18 protein-coding genes and 1 pseudogene are annotated in these 20,343 nt (G+C 70.5%); 10 read left to right on the top strand and 9 right to left on the bottom strand.

Annotated features, from left to right (window positions below; all coding sequences use genetic code 11):
* Window positions 1–26 precede the first annotated feature (26 nt).
* The 3 genes from CES90_RS35825 to CES90_RS35815 are packed head-to-tail and all read right to left on the bottom strand — an operon-like array spanning window position 27 to window position 2,790.
* The gene (locus tag CES90_RS35825) at window positions 27–959 is read right to left on the bottom strand and encodes a metal ABC transporter permease (RefSeq protein WP_189781336.1); all 933 of its coding nucleotides are present in this window, start codon (window positions 957–959) and stop codon (window positions 27–29) included.
* Window positions 960–980: 21 nt separating this feature from the next.
* Window positions 981–1,748 carry a metal ABC transporter ATP-binding protein gene (locus tag CES90_RS35820; RefSeq protein ID WP_189781335.1) on the bottom strand — a complete coding sequence of 256 codons (768 nt, stop codon included), beginning with the start codon at window positions 1,746–1,748 and terminating at the stop codon, window positions 981–983.
* 28 nt (window positions 1,749–1,776) lie between these two features.
* Entirely contained in the window at window positions 1,777–2,790 is a 1,014-nt protein-coding gene (locus tag CES90_RS35815; protein ID WP_189781334.1) for a metal ABC transporter solute-binding protein, Zn/Mn family, read from the bottom strand.
* A 205-nt stretch (window positions 2,791–2,995) separates the two neighbouring features.
* Between CES90_RS35815 and CES90_RS35810 the strand changes: the two genes are divergently transcribed.
* On the top strand, window positions 2,996–4,378 hold the full coding sequence (locus tag CES90_RS35810; protein ID WP_189781333.1) for a glycine--tRNA ligase: 1,383 nt from the start codon (window positions 2,996–2,998) through the stop codon (window positions 4,376–4,378).
* A gap of 173 nt (window positions 4,379–4,551) precedes the next feature.
* Here the strand turns inward: CES90_RS35810 and CES90_RS35805 are convergent, their stop codons facing one another.
* Window positions 4,552–5,688, bottom strand: coding sequence for an endonuclease/exonuclease/phosphatase family protein (locus tag CES90_RS35805; RefSeq protein WP_189781332.1), 1,137 nt, complete (start codon window positions 5,686–5,688; stop codon window positions 4,552–4,554).
* Between the two features lie 229 nt (window positions 5,689–5,917).
* On the opposite strand from CES90_RS35805, the gene CES90_RS35800 reads away from it, so the two are divergent.
* From CES90_RS35800 to CES90_RS35790, 3 genes are all read left to right on the top strand, one after another.
* Entirely contained in the window at window positions 5,918–6,880 is a 963-nt protein-coding gene (locus CES90_RS35800; protein WP_189781331.1) for a DUF4394 domain-containing protein, read from the top strand.
* A gap of 126 nt (window positions 6,881–7,006) precedes the next feature.
* On the top strand, window positions 7,007–8,017 hold the full coding sequence (locus CES90_RS35795; RefSeq protein ID WP_189781330.1) for an aldo/keto reductase: 1,011 nt from the start codon (window positions 7,007–7,009) through the stop codon (window positions 8,015–8,017).
* Between the two features lie 26 nt (window positions 8,018–8,043).
* Window positions 8,044–8,646, top strand: coding sequence for a TetR family transcriptional regulator (locus CES90_RS35790; RefSeq protein ID WP_189781329.1), 603 nt, complete (start codon window positions 8,044–8,046; stop codon window positions 8,644–8,646).
* A 148-nt stretch (window positions 8,647–8,794) separates the two neighbouring features.
* Here CES90_RS35790 and CES90_RS35785 read toward each other — a convergent pair whose 3' ends face one another.
* A complete protein-coding gene (locus CES90_RS35785) occupies window positions 8,795–9,265 on the bottom strand; it encodes a VOC family protein (RefSeq protein WP_189781328.1) in 471 nt (156 codons plus the stop codon).
* A 66-nt stretch (window positions 9,266–9,331) separates the two neighbouring features.
* Between CES90_RS35785 and CES90_RS35780 the strand changes: the two genes are divergently transcribed.
* Entirely contained in the window at window positions 9,332–9,967 is a 636-nt protein-coding gene (locus tag CES90_RS35780; RefSeq protein WP_189781327.1) for a CGNR zinc finger domain-containing protein, read from the top strand.
* Window positions 9,968–9,979: 12 nt separating this feature from the next.
* Entirely contained in the window at window positions 9,980–10,375 is a 396-nt protein-coding gene (locus CES90_RS35775) for an SRPBCC family protein (protein ID WP_189781326.1), read from the top strand.
* A 37-nt stretch (window positions 10,376–10,412) separates the two neighbouring features.
* Here CES90_RS35775 and CES90_RS35770 read toward each other — a convergent pair whose 3' ends face one another.
* Window positions 10,413–10,634, bottom strand: a complete 222-nt coding sequence (locus CES90_RS35770) for a hypothetical protein (protein ID WP_189781325.1) — start codon at window positions 10,632–10,634, stop codon at window positions 10,413–10,415.
* 326 nt (window positions 10,635–10,960) lie between these two features.
* Here CES90_RS35770 and CES90_RS35765 point away from each other — a divergent pair.
* Window positions 10,961–11,293 (top strand): annotated as a pseudogene (locus CES90_RS35765) (helix-turn-helix domain-containing protein); the annotation flags it as partial.
* A gap of 23 nt (window positions 11,294–11,316) precedes the next feature.
* Here the strand turns inward: CES90_RS35765 and CES90_RS35760 are convergent.
* Window positions 11,317–12,771: an MFS transporter gene (locus tag CES90_RS35760; RefSeq protein ID WP_189781324.1), complete on the bottom strand. Its 1,455-nt coding sequence runs from the start codon at window positions 12,769–12,771 to the stop codon at window positions 11,317–11,319.
* Between the two features lie 64 nt (window positions 12,772–12,835).
* Here CES90_RS35760 and dusB point away from each other — a divergent pair, with 64 nt between their 5' ends.
* Window positions 12,836–13,978: a tRNA dihydrouridine synthase DusB gene (dusB, locus tag CES90_RS35755; RefSeq protein ID WP_189781323.1), complete on the top strand. Its 1,143-nt coding sequence runs from the start codon at window positions 12,836–12,838 to the stop codon at window positions 13,976–13,978.
* 104 nt (window positions 13,979–14,082) lie between these two features.
* Window positions 14,083–15,165 carry a polysaccharide pyruvyl transferase family protein gene (locus tag CES90_RS35750; protein WP_189781322.1) on the top strand — a complete coding sequence of 361 codons (1,083 nt, stop codon included), beginning with the start codon at window positions 14,083–14,085 and terminating at the stop codon, window positions 15,163–15,165.
* A 114-nt stretch (window positions 15,166–15,279) separates the two neighbouring features.
* On the opposite strand, the gene CES90_RS35745 is transcribed toward CES90_RS35750, so the two are convergent.
* Complete coding sequence (locus tag CES90_RS35745) at window positions 15,280–17,220, bottom strand: amylo-alpha-1,6-glucosidase (RefSeq protein WP_189781321.1); 1,941 nt, start codon at window positions 17,218–17,220, stop codon at window positions 15,280–15,282.
* The gene (locus CES90_RS35740) at window positions 17,217–18,656 is read right to left on the bottom strand and encodes an MGH1-like glycoside hydrolase domain-containing protein (RefSeq protein ID WP_189781320.1); all 1,440 of its coding nucleotides are present in this window, start codon (window positions 18,654–18,656) and stop codon (window positions 17,217–17,219) included. Before CES90_RS35740 ends, CES90_RS35745 begins: the two co-directional genes overlap by 4 nt.
* A gap of 154 nt (window positions 18,657–18,810) precedes the next feature.
* Here CES90_RS35740 and CES90_RS35735 point away from each other — a divergent pair, with 154 nt between their 5' ends.
* A complete protein-coding gene (locus CES90_RS35735; RefSeq protein WP_189781319.1) occupies window positions 18,811–20,031 on the top strand; it encodes an ROK family protein in 1,221 nt (406 codons plus the stop codon).
* Window positions 20,032–20,343 lie beyond the last annotated feature (312 nt).

Below are 20,343 nucleotides of genomic sequence, written 5' to 3'. Positions count from 1 at the left end.
ATTGTGCCAGCCTCGGCAGACCCCCTTCAGACGCCGAGCCCGTCCGAGGAACCCCGGCTGGCCGGAATCCTCTCGTCCGCCGCCTTCGCGCCGGCCCCCGGAATCGCGCACTCGGCAGGGTCGCCCGCGGCGAGCTCCAGGGCCCGCGCACGCCTCCTGGCCAGCGGCGTCGCCAGCGCGGTCAGCACCATGAAGGCGGCGATGGCGAGCAGCACGATCGTCGCGCCGGGCGGCACGTCCTGGTGGTACGAGGTGACCGTGCCGCCGACCGTCACGGACACCCCGATGGCCACGGCGATCGCGAAGGTCGCCGCGAAACTGCGGCTGAGCTGCTGCGCGGCCGCGACCGGCACGACCATCAGCGCGGAGACCAGCAGCAGTCCGACGACGCGCATGGCGACCGTCACGGTCACGGCCGCCGTGACCGCCGTCAGCAGGTTGAGCGCACGGACCGGCAGCCCGGTGACCCGCGCGAACTCCTCGTCCTGACTGACCGCGAACAGCTGCCGCCGCAGCGCCAGCGTCATCACGATCACGAACGCGGCGAGGACGCAGATCGCGGTGATGTCCTCCTGTGACACGGTCGACAGCGAGCCGAAGAGGAAGGACATCAGGTTGGCGTTGGTGCCGCCGGGCGCGAGGTTGATGAGCATCACACCGCCCGCCATACCGCCGTAGAAGAGCATGGCCAGCGCGATGTCGCCGCGTGTCCTGCCGTACCAGCGGATCAGCTCCATCAGGACCGCGCCGGCCACGGACACGAGCGTGGCCATCCACACCGGCGACCAGGAGAGCATGAAGCCGAGGCCGACGCCGGTCATCGCGACATGGCCGATGCCGTCGCCCATGAGGGCCTGGCGGCGCTGGACGAGGTAGATGCCGATCGCGGGGGCGGTGATGCCGACGAGGACGGCGGCGAGCAGGGCCCGCTGCATGAAGGCGTAGTCGAGGATTTCCATGATGAGTTCCTTAACGCCTTCTCAGCTCAACAGGCCCGTGCGGAGGGGCTCGGCGCCCGGCGCCGCGTGCGGGTGGACGTGGTCGTGGCCGGGCAGGGCATGCTGACCGACGGCCTTCGGGGGCGGGCCGTCGTGCACGACGCAGCCGTCGCGGAGGACGACCGCGCGGTCGATCAGCGGCTCCAGGGGACCCAGTTCGTGCAGCACGAGCAGGACCGTCGTACCGGCCGCGACCTGCTCGCGCAGCGTCTGCGCCAGTACCTCCTGGCTGGCCAGGTCGACGCCCGCCATCGGCTCGTCCATGATCAGCAGTTCGGGCTCGGAGGCGAGGGCGCGGGCGATGAGGACGCGCTGGTGCTGGCCGCCGGAGAGGGCGTTCACCGAGTCCTTGGCGCGGTCCGCCATGCCGACCAGGTCGAGGGCCCGCCGGATCGCCGCGTGGTCGGTTCTGCGGAGGATGCCGAGGCGGGCGCGGGAGAGCCGGCCGGACGCCACGACCTCCGTCACCGTCGCGGGTACGCCGCCCGCCGCCGTCGTGCGCTGCGGTACGTAGCCCAGCCGCCGCCAGTCGCGGAAACGGCGGCGCGGGGTGCCGAACAGTTCGATCTCGCCGTCGGTCACCGGCACCTGGCCGATCACCGTGCGTACGGCGGTCGACTTGCCGGAACCGTTGGCGCCGAGCAGCGCGACGACCTCACCGCGGTGAACGGTGAGGTCGATGCCGCGCAGGACCGTGCGCGAGCCCAGTTCGGCGCGGACGCCGCGCATCGATATGACGGGCTCGGTCATGCCTGCTTCCTCCGGAGGACTGGATGGATCACTTGGCTCCCAGGGCCGTCTGCAGCGCCTTGAGATTGGCTTCCTGGACCGCGAAGTAGTCGTCGCCCCGGGACTTCTCGGTGATGCCCTCGATCGGGTCGAGGACGTCTGTCTTGAGGCCCGCGTCGTCGGCGAGGGTCTTCGCGGTCTTGTCGGACACCAGTGTCTCGTAGAAGACCGTGGTGACGCCGTCGGCCTTGGCCTCTTCCTGGAGTTCCTTGATCCGGGCCGGGCTGGGCTCGCTCTCCGGGTCGAGGCCGGAGATGGCCTCCATGGTCAGGCCGTAGCGCTCGGCGAGGTAGCCGAAGGCGGCGTGGTTGGTGAAGAAGACCTTCGTCCTGGTGTTCTTCAGGCCGTCCGTGAACTGGGTGTTGAGGTCGTCGAGCTTCTTGACCAGGGCCTCGGCGTTCTTCTTGTAGTCGGCCGCGTTGTCCGGGTCGGCCTTCTCGAAGGCCTTGGCGACGCCCTCGGCGACTTCGGCGTACTTCACCGGGTCGAGCCAGATGTGCGGGTCGAGGGTGTGCTCTTCCTCCTCGGCGGGCTCCTCGGAGTGCTCCTCGGAGTGCTCCTCGGCGGGCTCCTCGGAGTGGCCCTCCTCGCCCTCGTGCTCGTGGCTGTCCTCGAGGTCGCCGTGGTCCTCCAGCTTGGTCAGCGCGGCCGCGTCGATCTTGGTCTTGACCTCCGACTGCGCGACGGCCTCGTCGACGGCCGGCTGCAGTTCCTTGACATAGAGCACCGCGTCCGACTCCTGGAGCTGCGCGGTCTGCTTGGCGCTGATCTCCAGGTCGTGCGGCTCCTGGCCGGGCTCGGTGAGGCTGGTGACGTTCACGTGGTCCCCGCCGATCTGCTCGGCGAGGAAGGCCATCGGGTAGAACGACGCGACGACGTCGAACTTGTCCGTGTTGCCGGCGCCGGCGCCGGCGCTGGAGCAGGCGGAGAGAGTGGTGAGGCTGAGGGCGGCGGCCGCGGTCGCCGCCGCGGGTATCAGAAGTCGTCGACTTACTACGTTCATGACAGTCATTTTCATCTTGTCTGGAAACGATTGTCAACAAGGCTGGTGGTAAGCCCTGGGTAAGGCCTTTGTCCGATCTGGGACCGGAACCGATTTGATTGGAGGGGAGCCCCCGCCGGTAACCTGAAGCATTCGCTCTGAAGTGCATCCGCTTCCTCCAGGAGCGCATCGCTTCGTCGCCCGTCGTCGTAATGAAGAGAGCACCGTGGCCGCCGACAAGATCGACACCATCGTCAGCCTGAGCAAGCGCCGTGGCTTCGTATTCCCGTGCAGCGAGATCTACGGCGGTCAGCGTGCCGCCTGGGACTACGGACCGCTGGGTGTCGAGCTCAAGGAGAACATCAAGCGCCAGTGGTGGCGCTACATGGTGACGTCGCGCGAGGACGTCGTCGGTATCGACTCGTCCGTCATCCTGGCCTCCGAGGTCTGGGTCGCTTCCGGCCACGTCGCCACCTTCTCCGACCCGCTCACCGAGTGCACCTCCTGCCACAAGCGCTACCGCGCGGACCACCTGGAGGAGGCGTACGAGGAGAAGAAGGGGCACGCCCCGGCGAACGGCCTCGCCGACATCAACTGCCCCAACTGCGGCAACAAGGGCCAGTTCACCGAGCCCAAGCAGTTCTCCGGTCTGCTCTCCACCCACCTCGGCCCCACCCAGGACACCGGCTCCGTCGCCTACCTGCGCCCCGAGACCGCCCAGGGCATCTTCACCAACTTCGCCCAGGTGCAGACCGCCTCGCGCAAGAAGCCCCCGTTCGGCATCGCCCAGATGGGCAAGTCCTTCCGCAACGAGATCACGCCCGGCAACTTCATCTTCCGCACCCGCGAGTTCGAGCAGATGGAGATGGAGTTCTTCGTCAAGCCGGGCGAGGACGAGAAGTGGCAGGAGTACTGGATGCAGGAGCGGTGGAACTGGTACACCGGCCTGGGTCTGCGCGCCGAGAACATGCGCTGGTACGAGCACCCGCAGGAGAAGCTCTCCCACTACTCCAAGCGCACCGCCGACATCGAGTACCGCTTCCAGTTCGGCGGCAGCGAGTGGGGCGAGCTTGAGGGCGTCGCCAACCGCACCGACTACGACCTCACCGCGCACTCCAAGGCCTCCGGCCAGGACCTCTTCTACTTCGACCAGGAGGCCGGCGACCGTTACACCCCGTACGTCATCGAGCCCGCCGCCGGTGTCGGCCGCACCATGCTGGCGTTCCTCCTCGACGCGTACACCGAGGACGAGGCCCCCAACGCCAAGGGCAAGCTGGAGAAGCGGACGGTGCTGCGCCTCGACCACCGCCTCGCCCCGGTGAAGGTGGCCGTGCTGCCGCTGTCCCGCAACGCCGAGCTGTCCCCGAAGGCGAAGGGGCTCGCCCAGGCGCTGCGCCAGCACTGGAACATCGAGTTCGACGACGCGGGCGCCATCGGGCGCCGTTACCGCCGCCAGGACGAGATCGGTACGCCGTACTGCGTGACCGTGGACTTCGACACGCTGGACGACAACGCGGTGACGGTTCGTGAGCGGGACTCGATGAAGCAGGAGCGGGTTTCTTTGGACCAGATCGAGTCGTACCTCGCTGGGCGGCTGGTCGGCGCGTAAGTGTTCTTGGGCGGGTTCGCGTCTGCCTGGCTTGTGTGACTGGCCGGCTGCGGGTTCTTCGTGGCTGGTCGCTCCCCCAGTCTCGGCTTCGCTCGACCGGGGCGACCCCCATCGCGGCGGAGCCGCAAATCGAGAGAGCCCCGCGCCCCTTATGGGCGCGGGGAACTCGGCGTTTACAGGTCCAGGTCGGCGAACAGGGCCGCGTGGTCCGATGCCCTGGTGATCTTCGATGTCACCGTTTCGAAGGAGTCGAAGGTGTTGGGGGCCCAGCCTCCGCGGCGTTCGACGTTCACATTCTGGACCTTGGGCCACAGGGTCGGGGAGAACATGAGGTAGTCGAGCTTCTGGTCGGGGAGGTTGCCTGTGCCGTGGGTGCCCGGGGTGCCCTGGTAGCTCTTGTGGGTCATGGCTTCGCGTAGGCCGGCGCGGCGCAGGGCCATGATGGGTGGGCTGTCGAGGGAGTCGTTGAGGTCTCCGGCGACCACGACGTGGGGCGAGCGGCGGAGTGCTTCCCGGTAGATCTTCCTGACCTGCCTGGCCTGGTTCAGGCGCTTCTCGTCGTTCTGCTTGGCCGAGCCGAAGCCCTGGCTCTTGAAGTGGTTGCCGAGTATCCACAGCGAGTCGCCGCCCGGCAGCTCTATCTCGAACTCGGGGCAGTCCCGGCTGAAGACCGGCTCGCCGCCCTTCTCGGTCCCGTCGAATATGTGCGAGCGCACGGACCGTATGGGGAAGCGGCTGAGGATGCCCACATCGATGCCGCGGCTGTCGTTGCCGTCGATCAGCAGGTTGTACGGGTACGGTCGGGCGCCCGACGCGGTGCCCAGTATCTCCGTGTTGAGGACCTGGGTGTTGAAGCGGTCCAGCGTGAGACGGTCCTCCACCTCCACCGTGAGCAGTATGTCGGCGTCGACCTCGGCGATCACCCGCGCGGTGTTCTCCACGGCGGGCCGGTTGAGGTCGTCCCGGACGAGTTCGGCCCAGCCGGCCCACGAGGAACGGCCGCCCGCGATGACCTTGACGACGGTCCGGCCGCTCTCGTCCTTGCTCGTCGTGTGGAGCTTGGCGCCGCCGCGGGGCTCGTTGACGAGGATCGCGCGAGGGCGGGTCCGGGTGCTGTTGTAGGCGTGCTCCTCCAGCAGTGCGGCGATCTTCCGCTTGTCCGCGGCCGTGTAGGGATCGCGGTCGAGGAGGGAGACCAGGGTGGCGAAGTCCTCCAGGATCCTCCTGCTCAGCTCTTCGTCGTCGAGCCCGAAGGCCCTGGGGCGCCGGAAGAGGTTCTCGGCGTTGAAGGTGGCGATACGGACGGTCATGGCGCCTCCTCTTCGGCGGCGCGGAGGTGACTGGGCGGGGATGACTGTGCGCCGACAACACAAATTCTCCGAGAGGGTGTGATCAGTGTCCAACGGAGCGTGAGGGAAAATTTCCGGAACGCCGGGAAAAATTTCCACACGGGGCACCAATCCGCCCCGACCCACCGCTCCGAACGAGAAGACATACGGCCCGCAGAGGGCGGGCCGCGCATCTTCAACGGGGGCGTTCATGCGCAAGCAAGCAGTCATCGGCGTACTCACCATGGCGGTGGCGATCGGAACGGTCGGCGTGGTCGGATCGGGCGCGCTGGGCGGATCAACGGCGTCGGCGGGCTCCTCGCAGCCGCAGGAGGGGACGGCGGGGTCAGGCGCCGAGGGCTCCTCGGGCATCGAGGCCAAGGGCGGTGTCGGTGGCGCGGCCGCCCCGACCGGTCTGAAGGCCATCGGCCTCACCGCCGACCAGCGGCTCGTCGCCTTCCGCGTCGACAAGCCCGGCGCCGCGGTCCCGCTCGGCAGGGTCGCAGGCCTCAAAGGCGACACCAAGCTCGTCGGCATTGACTACCGCGTCCAGAACAACAAGCTCTACGGCGTCGGCGACAAGGGCGGCATCTACACCCTCCGCGAGGTGGGAGCCAAGGCCACCAAGGTCTCCCAGCTCACGGTCGCCCTCCGGGGCACGTCGTACGGCGTCGACTTCAACCCCGCGGCCAACCGGCTCCGGGTGATCAGCGACATCGGCCAGAACCTCCGCCACAACCTCGACGACCCCCAGGGCGCCCCGGCCGCCGGCACAACGGCCGTCGACGGCACCCTCACCAACCCGCCGGTCCCGCCCGCCACCACCGGCACCAGCGCCCAGGGCGTCACCGGCGCGGCGTACACCAACAACGACCTCGACGCCACGACGGCGACCACCCTCTTCGACCTCGACACCGCCCAGGACCAGATATCGATCCAGTCCCCGGCCAACGCGGGCAACCTGGCCCCCACGGGGAAGCTGGGCGCCAACGCGCCGCTCAACTCCGGCTTCGACATCTACAGCTCCAGCCGGAGCGGGACGAACGCCGGGTACGCGGTCACCGGCTCGCGGGTGTTCAGCGTCAACCTGCTGACGGGGAAGGCGAGCGTGACGGGGAGCTTCGCGAAGGGGCGGCAGGTGGTGGATCTGGCGATTCCGTTGCGACAGGGATGAGAGCTGAGAGGTAAGAGCTGACAGACGAGCGCTGACAGGTGAGAGCTGACAGGTAAGAGCTGGGCGATGACGAATGACAGATGACAGATATTGAAATCTGTCATCTGTCATGCCATCGTGGAACGCATGACGATGCGAACCCGAACCCTCGGAACCACCGGCCCCCAGGTCTCGACGCTCGGCCTCGGCTGCATGGGCATGTCCGCGCTGTACGGCGAAGCCGACCGGGCCGAGTCCATCGCCACGATCCACGCGGCACTCGAATCCGGCGTCACCCTGCTCGACACGGGCGACTTCTACGGCATGGGCCACAACGAACTGCTGATCGGCGAGGCCCTGCGTGCCGCGCCCGCCGCGCGTCGGGAGCAGGCGCTGACCAGCGTCAAGTTCGGGGCGCTGCGTGGCGCGGACGGGAGCTGGCTCGGCTACGACGGCCGCCCAGCGGCGGTGAAGAACTTCGTCGCGTACTCGCTCCAGCGCCTCGGCGTGGATCACATCGACGTCTACCGGATCGCGCGGGTCGACCCCGACATACCGATCGAGGAGACGGTCGGCGCGATCGCGGAGCTGGTGGAGCAGGGCTACGTACGGCACATCGGCCTGAGCGAGGTCGGCGCGGAGACGATCCGCCGGGCGGCGGCCACGGCCCCGATCGTGGACCTCCAGATCGAGTACTCCCTCATCTCGCGCGGCATCGAGGCCGAGATCCTGCCGGTCACCCGCGAGCTGGGCATCGGCATCACGGCGTACGGAGTCCTCTCCCGCGGCCTGATCTCCGGCCACTTCACCAGCGACCGGCAACTGGGGGCGGGCGACTTCCGGGCGTTCTCGCCGCGCTTCCAGGGGGAGAACCTCCGGCACAACCTCGGCCTGGTCGAACAGTTGCGGAAGATCGCCGAGCAGAAGGGGGCGACGGTCGCGCAGATCGCGATCGCCTGGGTGCTGGCCCGTGGCGAGGACATCGTGCCGCTCGTGGGCGCCCGCAGCCGGGACCGCCTGGCGGAGGCGCTGGGCGCGCTGGAGGTGACCCTGGACGCGGCCGACCTGGCGGCGATCGAGGAGGCCGTCCCGGCCGACGCGGCGGCGGGCGACCGCTACCCGGCGGCCCAGATGGCACACCTCGACAGCGAACGCTGATCCTTTCTCCCGGTACGGTTCCCCTCATGGCACCGTCCACCACAGAGCCCCTGACCGCCGAGCGCATCCTCGTGGCCACCGAGGAGGTGCTGCGCCGCCACGGTCCCGCCAAGGCCACCGTGGTGGACGTGGCCCGCGCGCTCGGTGTCAGCCATGGGAGCGTCTACCGCCACTTCCGTACGAAGGCGGCCCTGCGGGAGGCGGTCACCAAGCGATGGCTGGACCGTACGACGCAGATGCTCCACGACATCACCAGGGTTCGGAGCGAGACGCCTCCGCAACTGCTGCGGCACTGGCTGGGGGCGTTGTTCACCGCCAAGCGGCACAAGGCCGGCGACGACCCCGAGCTGTTCGCGACGTACCAGGTGCTCCTCGGTGAGACCAGCGCGGTCGTCGAGGAACACATCGCCGACCTCGTGGGTCAGCTCGTGTACATCCTCGAACGGGGGATTCGCGAGGCCGACTTCACCGGCGTGACCCTCGCCACCGTCGACACCACCGCCCGAGCCGTCTTCCACGCCACCGCCCGCTTCCACGACCCCGCCTACGCTCCCGTCTGGCAACAGCCGGACATCGAGGACCAGTTCACGGCGGTGGTGGACCTGGTGGTGCGGGGGCTGCGGGCCTGAGGGGTCAGCGACATGGGTGTGCGTCCGGCTGTTCGGGCTGACAGACGTACAGGCCCCGACAGCCAGCTCGGGACCGGAGATGTTATTGCCATGTCTCACCCCCTTCTCGCACCGGTTCGGACCCCTGCGGTGAGAAGCAGGCCGCGGCCTATGCCACGCAGAACTCGTTGCCCTCCGGGTCCCTCATGAGCCACCAGTGCCCCGCCGGGCCCTTGTCGAATTCCTCGACTCGGGTGGCGCCCAGGGTTTCCAGGCGGGCGACCAGGGCGTCGCGGCCGCCCTCTTCGGCTTCTTCGGCGTGGATGTCGATGTGGAGGCGGTTCTTGACCGTCTTGGGCTCGGGGACGTCCTGGAAGAGGAGGCGGCGGCCCTGGCCGATGCCGGTGAAGGGGTCGTACGGGTCGTCGGGGTGGCGGACGGCGGCGTAGCCGCGGAAGACGCGGTGGCCGTTGTGTTCGGTGACGGCGGCTTCCGGGAGGGCGCCGGTGGTGAGGAGGTGGGCGATCAGCTCGCCGGGGTTTTCCACCTCGTAGCCGAGGGCCGCGGCCCAGAAGTCGGCCAGGGGCTGGGCGTCCTGGGTGTCGATGACCAGTTTCCAGTTCAGCGCTGCTGCAGTCATGTAACCGGTTATATTGGTTACACGGGTTCTTCGTCCAGGGCATCGGCTGCGAAGGGGGTGTCGGGAGTGTCGGGCATCCAGCTGCGGTCCTACTCCGGCAACGTCTTCCGGTTCGACCCGGGCGCACTCTGCCTGGAACTGCTCGTCACCGGCGGTCCCGGTGCCCTGGCTCGCTTCGAGGTGCTGCACACCCCCGCTGACCTGGTCCGCTGGGTCGAGGAGTGCCGGCTCACCCCCACCCCCGCGTCACTCGAGTTCACGGACGACGACGTCACGTACGCCCGCCGGCTGCGCGACGCGCTGACCCGTACGGTCGTCACGCACGTCCACGGCAGCGGGCTCCCCGAGCTGGACGTGGCCGCGGCGGACTCCGCCGACCGCCAGGCCATCAACGACGCCGCCGCCCGGCCCTCGCTCGTCCCCGCCCTCCGGGCGGACGGCAGCCGGGGCTGGGCCCCCGGGGCCGCCACCGGGACCCAACTGCTCTCCACCGTGGCCCGCGACGCCGTCGACCTGCTCACCGGGCCGTACGCGGAACGGATCCGGATGTGCGCCGGCGAGCGCTGCTATCTCCTCTACGTCGACACCTCCCGGCCCGGCCGCCGCCGCTGGTGCTCGATGGAGCACTGCGGCAACCGCAACAAGGTCCGCGCCCACCGCGCGCGCCACTCCGAGGAAGAGCCCACCAGGCATACGAGTTGAGAGGTGGTTCTCATGGCTGCCGGACTCACCAAGGACGCCGGATGGAAGATCGGCGTCTCCCGCACGCTGCCCCGATCTCCCTCCGCCGTGTGGGAGTTCATCAGCGGGCCGCGCGGCCTTGAACTGTGGCTCGGGGCCGGGGCCCGGCTCACCCCCGAGCGCGGCGCCCCGTACACCACCGACTCGGGTGTCGGCGGTGAGGTGCGCGGTTACCGCCCGGGCGACCGTATCCGCGTCACCTACGGCGCTACGACCGTCCAGGTCGCCGTCTCGGCCGCGGCCGGCGACAGGGCCGTACTCCGCTTCCACCAGGAACGGATGGCGAGCGCCGAGGAGCGTGAGCGGCAACGGGCGCACTGGCGGTGGGTGATGGACCGGGTCGCCGAGGCGCTCGACGAACCGGCCTGACGCGCTCGCGACCCACACGGGCCGCGACCCGCCGGTCCTAACTCGCCGGGCTTACTCCCCCCGCCGGGTCCACCGTCGCCTGGTGGGCCTCGGCGAGGTGTTCCTCCGCCTTCAGCCAGGGCAGGAACTGCGCGCCCTTGCGCCAGCCGCACGTGTCGCAGCTGATCGTGCGCTGCACGCCCGAGCGCTGGACCCGCACGGTGTGCTCCCGCCCGTGCTGGTCCCAGCGGCTCACTTTGCTGGTGTTGAGCTGCGGCATGACGTCTCCAGACGGCACTTCACGGACCTGTGTCGGGGAGCAGTGTGCAGCAGGAACAACATCAACAGGGGATATCGAATGATGAGTTGTCCCACCACTCGCGGCAACCGCGGACTCAGCCCCACCGTCAGTCCCACGCCCGCCAGTTGCCCGCCACGCCCGCCAGTTGCCCGCCATGGCGCTGGAACGGGAGGCGTGGTGACCACCGGGCCTGGTCGGTTTCCGGCCACCGGGTCCCGCCGCCCGGGTGATCCGCGCGTGCGAGGATGGCGCCGCAAGTGCCCGGCGGGACAGCGGAGATGGGACGCCATGATCGGGACCGTGCGCGACGCGTCCAGGCGTTCATCCGGCAGCACCCGCACGACCTCGGCCTGACCCCGCCGGTGATCGCTGCCGCGCACTACATCTCCGTGAGCTATCTGCACCGGATCTTCCAGCAGCAGACGCAGGGCGAGACGGTCGCCGCCTGGATACGCCGCCGCCGGCTGGAAGGCGCCCGGCGGGACTTGGCCGACCCGTCCCTGCGCGGCACGCCGATCCATGTCCTCGCCACCCGCTGGGGCATGCCCCGCGCCTCGGACTTCACCCGCGCCTTCCGTGCCGCGTACGGCCTCTCGCCCAAGGATTACCGGGTGAGGGCGCTGTCCGAGCGGGAGTAGGCCGTTGGACGGACCGCGAGGTTCTACGACCCCGCCCCGACCGCCGCGGCCGTGTCCCGCCCCTCCCTCGGAGCCAGCCGCTGAGCCGACCGCTCGGCTGTTCGCCGGGCCCACGCCCCGGTGGTCAGCGCCCCCAGCACCAGCACGGTGAGGCCGCATCCGGCGACGATCCACCACGCGGGCCGGGCCGCCGCCACGAAGGTGTCGGCGTACGAGGACGCGTCGACCCCGGCGGCCAGTACCGCGCCGATGACGGCGACGCCCAGCGTCTGGCCGAGCTGGCGGCTGGTGGAGGCGACGGCCGCGGCCACGCCGGCCTGGGACCGGGGCATGCCGGAGACCGCCGTGTTGGTGATGGGCGCGTTGACGAACCCGAAGCCGAGGCCGAAGAGCACATAGCCGATGAAGAGCGTGGTGTTCGACGTCTCGGCCCCGAACGCCGCGAACAGCACCCCGCACGCGGTCATCGAGACCCCGGCGATCAGCAGCGGCAGCCGTGGCCCCCGCCCGGCGACCAGCCGTCCCGCGACCGGCGCGGAGACGAAGCACAGGAACGCCATCGGCAGCATCCACAGACCGGCGTGCAGGGCGTCGAGGCCGCGTACGTTCTGCAGGTACAGCGTGGACAGGAAGAGGAAGCCGCCGAGCCCCGCGAAGCCGGCCACCGCTGTCACCGTGGCCCCGCTGAACGGCACCGAACGGAAGAAGCGGAGATCGATCAGCGGTTCCTCCCGGCGGGGCTCGTACCACAGGAGCGCGAGGAGGGCGGCGAACGCCACGGCGGCGTACGGCGCGACGGCCGCGAGGCCCGCCTGCGGTACCTCGATGATCGCGTACGTCAGACAGCCGAACAGCGCGATCACCAGCAGCTGGCCGACCGGGTCGGGGCGGCGGGCCCGGGCGGCGCGCGACTCGGGGACGAAGCGCAGGGTGAGCAGGAGCGCGGCGAGCCCCACCGGCAGGTTGATCCAGAAGATCGCGCGCCAGCCGACGGCCTCCACCAGCAGACCGCCGACCAGCGGGCCCGCCGCCATCGACAGTCCGACGACGGCACTCCACGCGCCGATCGCGCGCGCCCGCTCCCGCGCGTCGGTGAAGGTGTTGGTGATGATCGACATGGCGACCGGGTTGAGCATCGAGCCGCCCACCGCCTGGACCATCCGGAAGACGATCAACGCCTCCAGGTTCGGCGCGGCGGAACAGAGCGCCGAGCCGATGGTGAAGACGGCCAGTCCCACCATGAACACCCGCTTGCGGCCGATCCGGTCGGCCGTGGAGCCGGCCAGCATCAGCAGCGAGGCGAGTACCAGCGTGTACGCGTCGATCGTCCACTGCAGGCCGGCCGTACTGGCGTGCAGATCGCGCTCCATCGAGGGCAGGGCGATGTTGAGGGCGGTGGTGTCGAGGCTCACGATCAGCAGGCTCATGCAGCAGATCGCGAGCACCAGTATGCGGCGGCGACGGCTGAGCTCGGGCATGCATGAATAGTATGCCTAACTAATGATTTTCGACCCGCCCCGTCCGGTACGTGAGAATGGGTGAATGTCCATGACCGCCTCGCCCCTGCAGATCGGCCCGCACGCCGTCCGGCCGCCCGTCGTCCTGGCCCCCATGGCCGGGATCACGAACGCGCCCTTCCGCACGCTGTGCCGGGAGTTCAGCGGCGGCAAGGGGCTGTTCGTGAGCGAGATGATCACGACGCGGGCGCTGGTCGAGCGCAACGAGAAGACCATGCAGCTGATCCACTTCGACGCGACCGAGAAGCCGCGCTCGATCCAGCTGTACGGCGTGGACCCGGCGACCGTCGGCAAGGCCGTCCGCATGATCGCGGAGGAGGGACTCGCCGACCACATCGACCTGAACTTTGGCTGCCCGGTGCCGAAGGTGACCCGCAAGGGCGGCGGCTCGGCCCTCCCGTACAAGCGCAACCTGCTGCGCGCGATCCTCCGCGAGGCCGTGAGCGGCGCCGGGGACCTCCCGGTCACCATGAAGATGCGCAAGGGCATCGACGACGACCACATCACCTACCTCGACGCCGGTCGCATCGCCGTCGAGGAGGGCATCACCGCCATCGCACTCCACGGCCGCACCGCCGCCCAGCACTACGGCGGCACGGCCGACTGGGACGCCATCGCCCGCCTCAAGGAGCACGTCCCCGAGATCCCGGTCCTCGGCAACGGAGACATCTGGTCGGCGGAGGACGCCCTGCGGATGGTGCGCGAGACGGGCTGCGACGGGGTGGTCGTCGGGCGCGGCTGCCTGGGCCGGCCGTGGCTGTTCGCGGACCTGGTGGCGGCCTTCGAGGGCCGGACGGAAGACATCGCGCGCCCGGCCCTCCGCGAGGTCGCCGACATCATGGTCCGCCACGCCACCCTCCTCGGCGAGTGGATCGGCGACGAGTCCAAGGGGGTCGTCGACTTCCGCAAGCACGTGGCCTGGTACCTCAAGGGCTTCGCGGTCGGCTCCGAGATGCGGGGGCGCCTGGCGATCACCTCCTCCCTGGCCGAACTGCGTTCCGGCCTCGACGAGTTGGACCTCGACCAGCCCTGGCCCACCGGCGCCGACGGCCCGCGCGGCCGTACCTCCGGCAACAACCGCGTCGTCCTCCCGGACGGCTGGCTCAAGGATCCGTACGACTGCGCGGGCATCGGCGAAGAGGCCGAACTGGACACGTCCGGCGGCTAGTTGAGGCTGGGGAAGTTGCCCGGATCCATCACCGTTCCAGCCTTTGTGCGGCTGGTTTCCGTCATCTCGGAATAGGTGGGGAAATGTCCGGGTAGCGCGTTTCGGTGTGCGGAGCGAATGAGACACCGAAGAAGCCGGCGAAGAGGGCCTCCAGCCCGCACTGCGCGCACTACGTCTCGTACGTCCTGACCGTCCTGGACCGACTCGTGCCGGCCGGCACCCGGTGCGCGGTCATCGGCGCGCCGCTGAATTCCAACGTCGGCGACAGCGCGATCTGGCTCGGGCAGCGGGCCCTGCTCGACGCACTCCGCGCCGAGGTGCGCTACGCCTGCGACCTCATGTCGTACGACGCCCGGCACCTGGCGGCCTGTGTGCCCGAGGGCCCGATCCTGCTGACCGGCGGCGGTACCCTCGGCGACCTGTGGGAGGACAGCCAACTCCTGCGCGAGCAGGTGCTGCGCGACTTCCCCGACCGCCGCATCCTCCAGCTGCCCCAGTCGGTGCACTTCACCGACCACGCCAACCTCACCCGCGCCCGCCGCGTCTTCGACGCCCACCCCGACCTGACCCTGCTCCTGCGCGACCGCCGCAGCCTGCACCGCTGCCGCACCGTCTTCGAGGCCCCCGCCTTCCTCGCCCCCGACCTGGCCTTCGCCGTGCCACCGGACGCGCTGTCCGGCGGTGCGGTCAGCCATGACGTCGTCTGGCTGGCCCGCGAGGACAAGGAGTCCGCGAAGGGTCCACCGGCCGGCCGGGGCACGCCCCGCAAGGAACACAACGGCCCGTACGTCTTCGACTGGGCCCGCGAGACCACGGACGCCGACTGGCGCCAGGCCAAGGAGACCCTGTGGCGCGGCCGCGCCCGAGCCCTGTGCCGCGCCGGCTCCGGCGACCCGGCGGGCGCGATCCCCGCCCTCCTCGCCGCCTACGACGGCCTGGCCCGCCTCCAACTGGCCCGCGGCTGCCGCCTCCTGACCGCGGGCCGAGTAGCCGTGACCGACCGCCTCCACGGCCACGTCCTCAGCCTCCTCCTCAACCTCCCCCACGTCCTGGTGGCCGACCGCTACGGCAAGGCGAGAAGCTACTGGGACACGTGGACGACCCATCGCCCCCAGACAGCGGAATGGGCCTGGACGGAGACAGAGGCGAGGAAAACAGCGGGACGGCTACTGGCTGGACTCACCTGAGGGGCAGCGGGCCCCAAAGGGGCGCGGGGCTGTATCGATATGCGGCTCCGCCGCGTGGGCGCGACCGGCCACAACACACCCGCAGCCGCCAAAGGACCTCGCCAGCCCGAGCTCTCACGCGCCCCCCACGGCAGTGAGGAGCGCCAACGGAGCCGCCGCCGCCCGGGACTCCCGCACACACGCATGCGGATACGGCACCGGCTCCCCACCCCCGTCCCGCCCGTACCCGGCGATGACCTCCGGCAGCCGATGCCCGGCAGCAGTCGCCGCGTCAACCATGCCGGAGGCCACCGCACGCGCCTCGTCATGCAGCCCGTACCGCGCCAGCCCCAACGTGATCAGCGCGTTGTCGTGCGGCCAGACCGACCCCCGGTGGTACGAGAGCGGGTGATACGCCGCCTGCCCCGCGGCCAGGGTTCGCACCCCCCACCCCGAGAAGAAGTCCGGCTCCAGCAACCGCCGCCCGACGAGCTCCCCGTACTCCTTGTCCAACAGCCCCGACCACAACAGATGCCCCGCATCGGAGGCGAGCGCGTCCACCTGCCGCCCCTCCCCGTCCAGCGCCAGCGCGGGGAAGGACTGCTCCGGCATCCAGAAGTCCCGCTGAAAACGGTCGCGGAGATCACCCGCGGCCTGCGCCAGCAGCGCCCCGTACACCTCGTCCTCCCAGACCGTACGGGCGAGCGCGGCGGTGCGCCGCAGCGCGTCGTACGCGTATCCCTGTGCCCCCGCGGCCATCACCGGCCCGTTCGCGGGACGGCTGCCGTCGGCGGAGCAGATCGCGCCGGGGGAGTCCTTCCAGTTCTGGTTGGCGAGGCCGCCCTGGTCGGCGCGGTAGACGAGGTAGCCGCGGGAGGTGAGGCCGCCGTGGTCGAGCATCCAGCCGACCGCGGCGCGGGCGTGCGGTTCGAGCCGCCGGGCCAGCGTGACATCCCCGGTCTGCTCGACGTACGCGCCGAGGAGGACGAGGAAGAGCGGTGTCGCGTCCACGGAGCCGTAGTAGCGCCCGTACGGCACCTGCCCGAAGTGGGCCAGCTCGCCGTGGCGTACCTCGTGCACGATCTTGCCGGGCTGGGCGACCGCGTCCGCGCCCACCTCGGTGGCCTGGGCGGCGGCCAGGGCGAGCAGTGTCGCGGCGGCGGGCTCCGGGCGGTAGGGGAGGGCGAAGAGGGAGGTCAGCAGGGCGTCGCGGCCGAGGAGGGTCAGGAACCAGGGCGCTCCGGCGGCCGGCACCCGCAGTGTCTCGCCGTCCGGGCCGGTCGCCGGGACCTGGAGCGCGGCGAGATCGGCGAGGCCGCGCGCGCAGGCGGCGGCCAGCTCCGGCCAGCCGGTCGGGAAGGCCACGCTCTCCACGAACTCGGCCTCCGCCGCGTGGAGTTGCTCGCTCACGGCGGCCGGTGAGCGCGGTACCCGCAGGGCCCGCTTGTCGCCGTGCGGCCGTGCCATCACCCGCAGGGTCAGCTCCACCGAGGCGTGCGGTTCGAGGTCCAGGGCCCAGACGAGCCGCCGCGCCCCGGTTCCCGTCTCCTCGACGGCGTCCGGCGCGGGCTCGGCCGTGACCGTCGTACAGGAGCGCCACTCACCGCGCCGGTAAGTGAACTCCACGCCGTCGTCGAGGACTTCACGCCTTCTGACGACGCCGGACTTGGCGTACGTACGGAAGTCGGAGCGCAGCTCGAACTGGTCGGTGAAGTCGGCGTCCGCCGTGACCGCGATCCGGACCGTCGTGGGGACGGGGCGGTTGCTGGTGACGCGCAGCGAATCGACGAAGGCGCTGTCGGAGACGGCCTGTTCACGGAAGAGCGTGTACGCGGGCGGCTCCTGGCGCCCGCCCCGGGGCACGAGCACACAGCGCGCGGTGTCGCCGTCCACGACCGGTGCGAGCTGCTCGGGCATCGCGCCGTCGACGGTCAGCTGCCACCGGCTCAGATGCCGGGCGTCCCGTACGAACAGCCCGTCCGGCGCGTTGCCGCCCCGCACCCCGCTGATGTCGCCGCCGTCGCCCACGGCGGCGAACGTCGCGCCGCGCACGAGCAGGTGATGCCGGTCCGTCATGCCCGGTCCCCTCCCTGGTCACTCCGTCGAACGTGCAGGTCCTGGCCTTGCTGGTGCAGCAGGTCGAGCGTGAGCGCGGCCGTCCAGCTGAAGCCGAGCGCTCCGCAGGCCTCACCGGTGTACGGGTCCACGTACTCGGCGAACCCGGACGCGCCCGCGGTGTCCAGCAGCTCCGCCCGCAGCGCGTCGGCCGGCCCCAGCTCGCCGTGCAGTCTGAGCCCCCGCTCCAGCAGCCAGTTCGTGTTGAACCAGGCCGGCCCGCGCCAGTAGCGGTGCGGATCGAAGGCCTCGCCGGTCAGGTCGTACGAGGGCGCCAGCCGGGTGGTGTCGCCGAGGCCGAAGCGGGGGCCGTGGAGCGTCCGGACGAGGGCGGTGGCGATGTCGCGGGACAGGCCGGGGAGGAGCAGGGGGAGAAGGCCGGAGACGCTGCGTTCGGGGATGAGGGCGTCGGTCGTGACGTCCCGGCAGAAGAACATCCCTTCCGCCGGGTCCCACAGCCGTTCCACCAGCGTCGCCGTCAGCCGCTCGGCCCGCGCGTGCCGTGCCGCCCCCGGTGCGCCCAGCTCCTCCGCGATCCGGGCGAGGGCGTGCTCGGAGGCGATCAGCAGGGCGTTGAAAGCGGGGTCCTCGACCGCGAAGTCGCCCTCCCCGTCGGCGTACCCCTGGTCCCTGTAGTCCGTCGCGAGCCGCACATACCGCCCGTAGTCCAGATCCGTCGGCCGGTCCTCGGCCGCGCCGTGGTCGAGGTCGGCGCGGCGGAAGGAGCGGGCCGGGGCCGGGGTGATCCGGGAGAGGGGGGCGTCCCAGGTGGGGCTGTTGTCCATGCCCTGCTCCCAGGGGTGGACCACGGAGGCGAGCCCGGCGCCGCCGAGGTCGCGGCGGTGCAGCAGATAGCGGTGCCAGGCGGCCAGCCGTGGATAGACCCGGGGCAGGAAGCCGCGTGCCCGGGAGAGCCCGGGGTCCGACTCGTGCACCAGCCACACGGCGAGCGCGTGCACCGGCGGCTGCACGATGCCCGAGGTCTGGGTGGTGAGCGGGGCGCCCGCGGCGCGTCCCGCGGTCGAGGAGCGCCAGAAGTCGGGGCTCGGGAAGTACGCGTCGAGCGGCACGGCGGGGTTGAAGACGATGTGCGGGATCCGTCCGTCGCCCCACTGCGCGTCGAGCAGCGTCTCCAGCTCGGTCTGGGCCCTGAGCGGCGACAGATGGCGCAGCCCGATCGCGACGAACGCCGAGTCCCACGACCACTGGTGCGGATACAGCTTGCGCGACGGCACCGTGGACAGCCCTGTCCAGTTGCCCGCCAGCACCTCCGCAGCGCCACGGTGCAGGGCGTTCGCCGACGTGGTCAGGTCGTACGCGGCCGGATCGTATACGGCGATCCCGTGAGGCGTGCTCGTGCCTGGTCGAAGGGCGGTGAGCTGGGTTGTGCGGTTCACGCAGGGCTCCCTGAGGACAAGGGCCGACCGGTTCGGCAGTAGCTACCGTAGGGTTACGTCTATTTAACACGCAAAACTCAATATGTAATGCAGAGTTGGTGAACGCAAGAGGGTGCGCGCGGGCGAATGTCGGACGGGCCGCGAGAATGGCGGCATGAGCAGAAGGGCCGTGAAGGTGGGCAGTCACGCGGGGGCCGGGGAACTGCTGGAGCTGGTCCGCAGCGGCCGGGCCACCACGCGCGGTGCGCTTCAGCAGGCCACGGGCCTGTCCCGGGCCACGGTGGGCCAGCGCCTGGACCGGCTCTTCCGTGCGGGCTGGCTCCGTGAGGGAGCGGCCGGTCCGGTCGACTCCCCGCTGGGCGGACGCCCGTCCATGCGACTGGAGTTCGACGACGAGCACGCCGTCGTCCTCGCCGCCGACCTCGACACCCGCCACGCCCGCGCCGCCGTCCTCTCCCTCACCGGCGAGATCCTGGCCGAGCACACCGGCACCCTGGTCATCGAGGACGGCCCCGACGCCGTACTGGACGGGCTCGGCGGCTGGTTCGCCGAACTCCTCGAGAAGGCGGGACACCCCGCCGGCGCGGTCTGCGGCATCGGCCTCGCCGTCCCCGGCCCGGTGGACAGTGACACCGGCCGGGTCGTCCAGCCGCCGATCATGCCCGGCTGGGACGGCTACGACACAAGGGGCCGCCTCGCCCGCGCCTTCACCGAACACGCGGCCGGTCCCGCCGCGGTCCCGGTCCTCGTCGACAACGACGCCAATCTCATGGCGTACGGCGAACAGCGCACGGCCTACCCGGACTGCTCGGCCTTCGCCCTGGTCAAGGTGTCGACGGGCATAGGCGCCGGTGTGGTCGTGGGCGGCTCGATATACCGGGGCGTCGACGGCGGCGCCGGCGACATCGGCCACATCCGGGTGCCGCAGGGCGCGGAGGCGCTGTGCAAGTGCGGCTCGTACGGCTGTCTGGCGGCGGTCGCGAGCGGCGGTGCCGTGGCGCGGCGGCTGACGGAGGCGGGCGTTCCGGCGGCCTCGGGATCGGATGTGCGGGACCTGCTCGCCGCGGGCCACCCAGGAGCGATGGCGCTCGCCCGGGAGGCGGGCCGGTGCGTGGGCGATGTCCTGGCGACGGTGGTGACGCTGCTGAACCCCGGTGTCCTGATGATCGCCGGGGATCTGGCCGGAACCCCCTTCCTCACGGGGGTACGCGAGCTGCTCTACCAGCGGGCGCTGCCCCGCTCCACGGCCCATCTGGACGTGGTGACCTCCCGGCTGGGGGAGCGGGCGGGCCTGGTGGGGGCGGGTGCGCTGGTCGTCGAGTACCTGTACGCGCCGGAGCGGGCGGAGGAGCGGCTGGCGGCGCTGGGGGTGTGACGGGAAGGTTTCCTGCCCGAGTACTGGTCCGCATGGTGAAATCCCGCCTCCCTGAACGGCGTGATTCTCGCCACCCCTGATAAGGGCTGCGCTCAGATGAGCGAATTACGGGTGGTTCTTGGTCTTCAAAGGGTGGCACTGAGTGCCACCCTTTGATCGTTCATCGGGCAAACTCAGACGTGCCAATTGCTGCTCATGTGAGCGGAATTCCAGACTTGGGGGCGGCGTCACCTTCAAGAAGTGAACACATCGCCGTTCAACTCCTTGCCAAGCTTTGACTTTCGATCTGCTGGCGGACGGGTGGTTACAGGC

It is taken from the genome of Streptomyces capitiformicae (assembly GCF_002214185.1).
GTDB lineage: Bacteria > Actinomycetota > Actinomycetes > Streptomycetales > Streptomycetaceae > Streptomyces > Streptomyces capitiformicae.
Note: the sequence above shows the minus strand (reverse complement) of the source record. Positions and strands in the feature narration are given on the sequence as shown.

Excerpts from the sequence above, each read along its gene's own strand:
- CES90_RS35825 (WP_189781336.1), bottom strand. The coding sequence starts at position 959 with ATGGAAATCCTCGACTACGCCTTCATGCAGCGGGCCCTGCTCGCCGCC.
- CES90_RS35820 (WP_189781335.1), bottom strand. The coding sequence starts at position 1,748 with ATGACCGAGCCCGTCATATCGATGCGCGGCGTCCGCGCCGAACTGGGC.
- CES90_RS35815 (WP_189781334.1), bottom strand. The coding sequence starts at position 2,790 with ATGAACGTAGTAAGTCGACGACTTCTGATACCCGCGGCGGCGACCGCG.
- CES90_RS35805 (WP_189781332.1), bottom strand. The coding sequence starts at position 5,688 with ATGACCGTCCGTATCGCCACCTTCAACGCCGAGAACCTCTTCCGGCGC.
- CES90_RS35800 (WP_189781331.1), top strand. The coding sequence starts at position 5,918 with ATGCGCAAGCAAGCAGTCATCGGCGTACTCACCATGGCGGTGGCGATC.
- CES90_RS35795 (WP_189781330.1), top strand. The coding sequence starts at position 7,007 with ATGACGATGCGAACCCGAACCCTCGGAACCACCGGCCCCCAGGTCTCG.
- CES90_RS35790 (WP_189781329.1), top strand. The coding sequence starts at position 8,044 with ATGGCACCGTCCACCACAGAGCCCCTGACCGCCGAGCGCATCCTCGTG.
- CES90_RS35785 (WP_189781328.1), bottom strand. The coding sequence starts at position 9,265 with ATGACTGCAGCAGCGCTGAACTGGAAACTGGTCATCGACACCCAGGAC.
- CES90_RS35775 (WP_189781326.1), top strand. The coding sequence starts at position 9,980 with ATGGCTGCCGGACTCACCAAGGACGCCGGATGGAAGATCGGCGTCTCC.
- CES90_RS35770 (WP_189781325.1), bottom strand. The coding sequence starts at position 10,634 with ATGCCGCAGCTCAACACCAGCAAAGTGAGCCGCTGGGACCAGCACGGG.
- CES90_RS35760 (WP_189781324.1), bottom strand. The coding sequence starts at position 12,771 with ATGCCCGAGCTCAGCCGTCGCCGCCGCATACTGGTGCTCGCGATCTGC.
- dusB (WP_189781323.1), top strand. The coding sequence starts at position 12,836 with ATGTCCATGACCGCCTCGCCCCTGCAGATCGGCCCGCACGCCGTCCGG.
- CES90_RS35745 (WP_189781321.1), bottom strand. The coding sequence starts at position 17,220 with ATGACGGACCGGCATCACCTGCTCGTGCGCGGCGCGACGTTCGCCGCC.
- CES90_RS35735 (WP_189781319.1), top strand. The coding sequence starts at position 18,811 with ATGAGCAGAAGGGCCGTGAAGGTGGGCAGTCACGCGGGGGCCGGGGAA.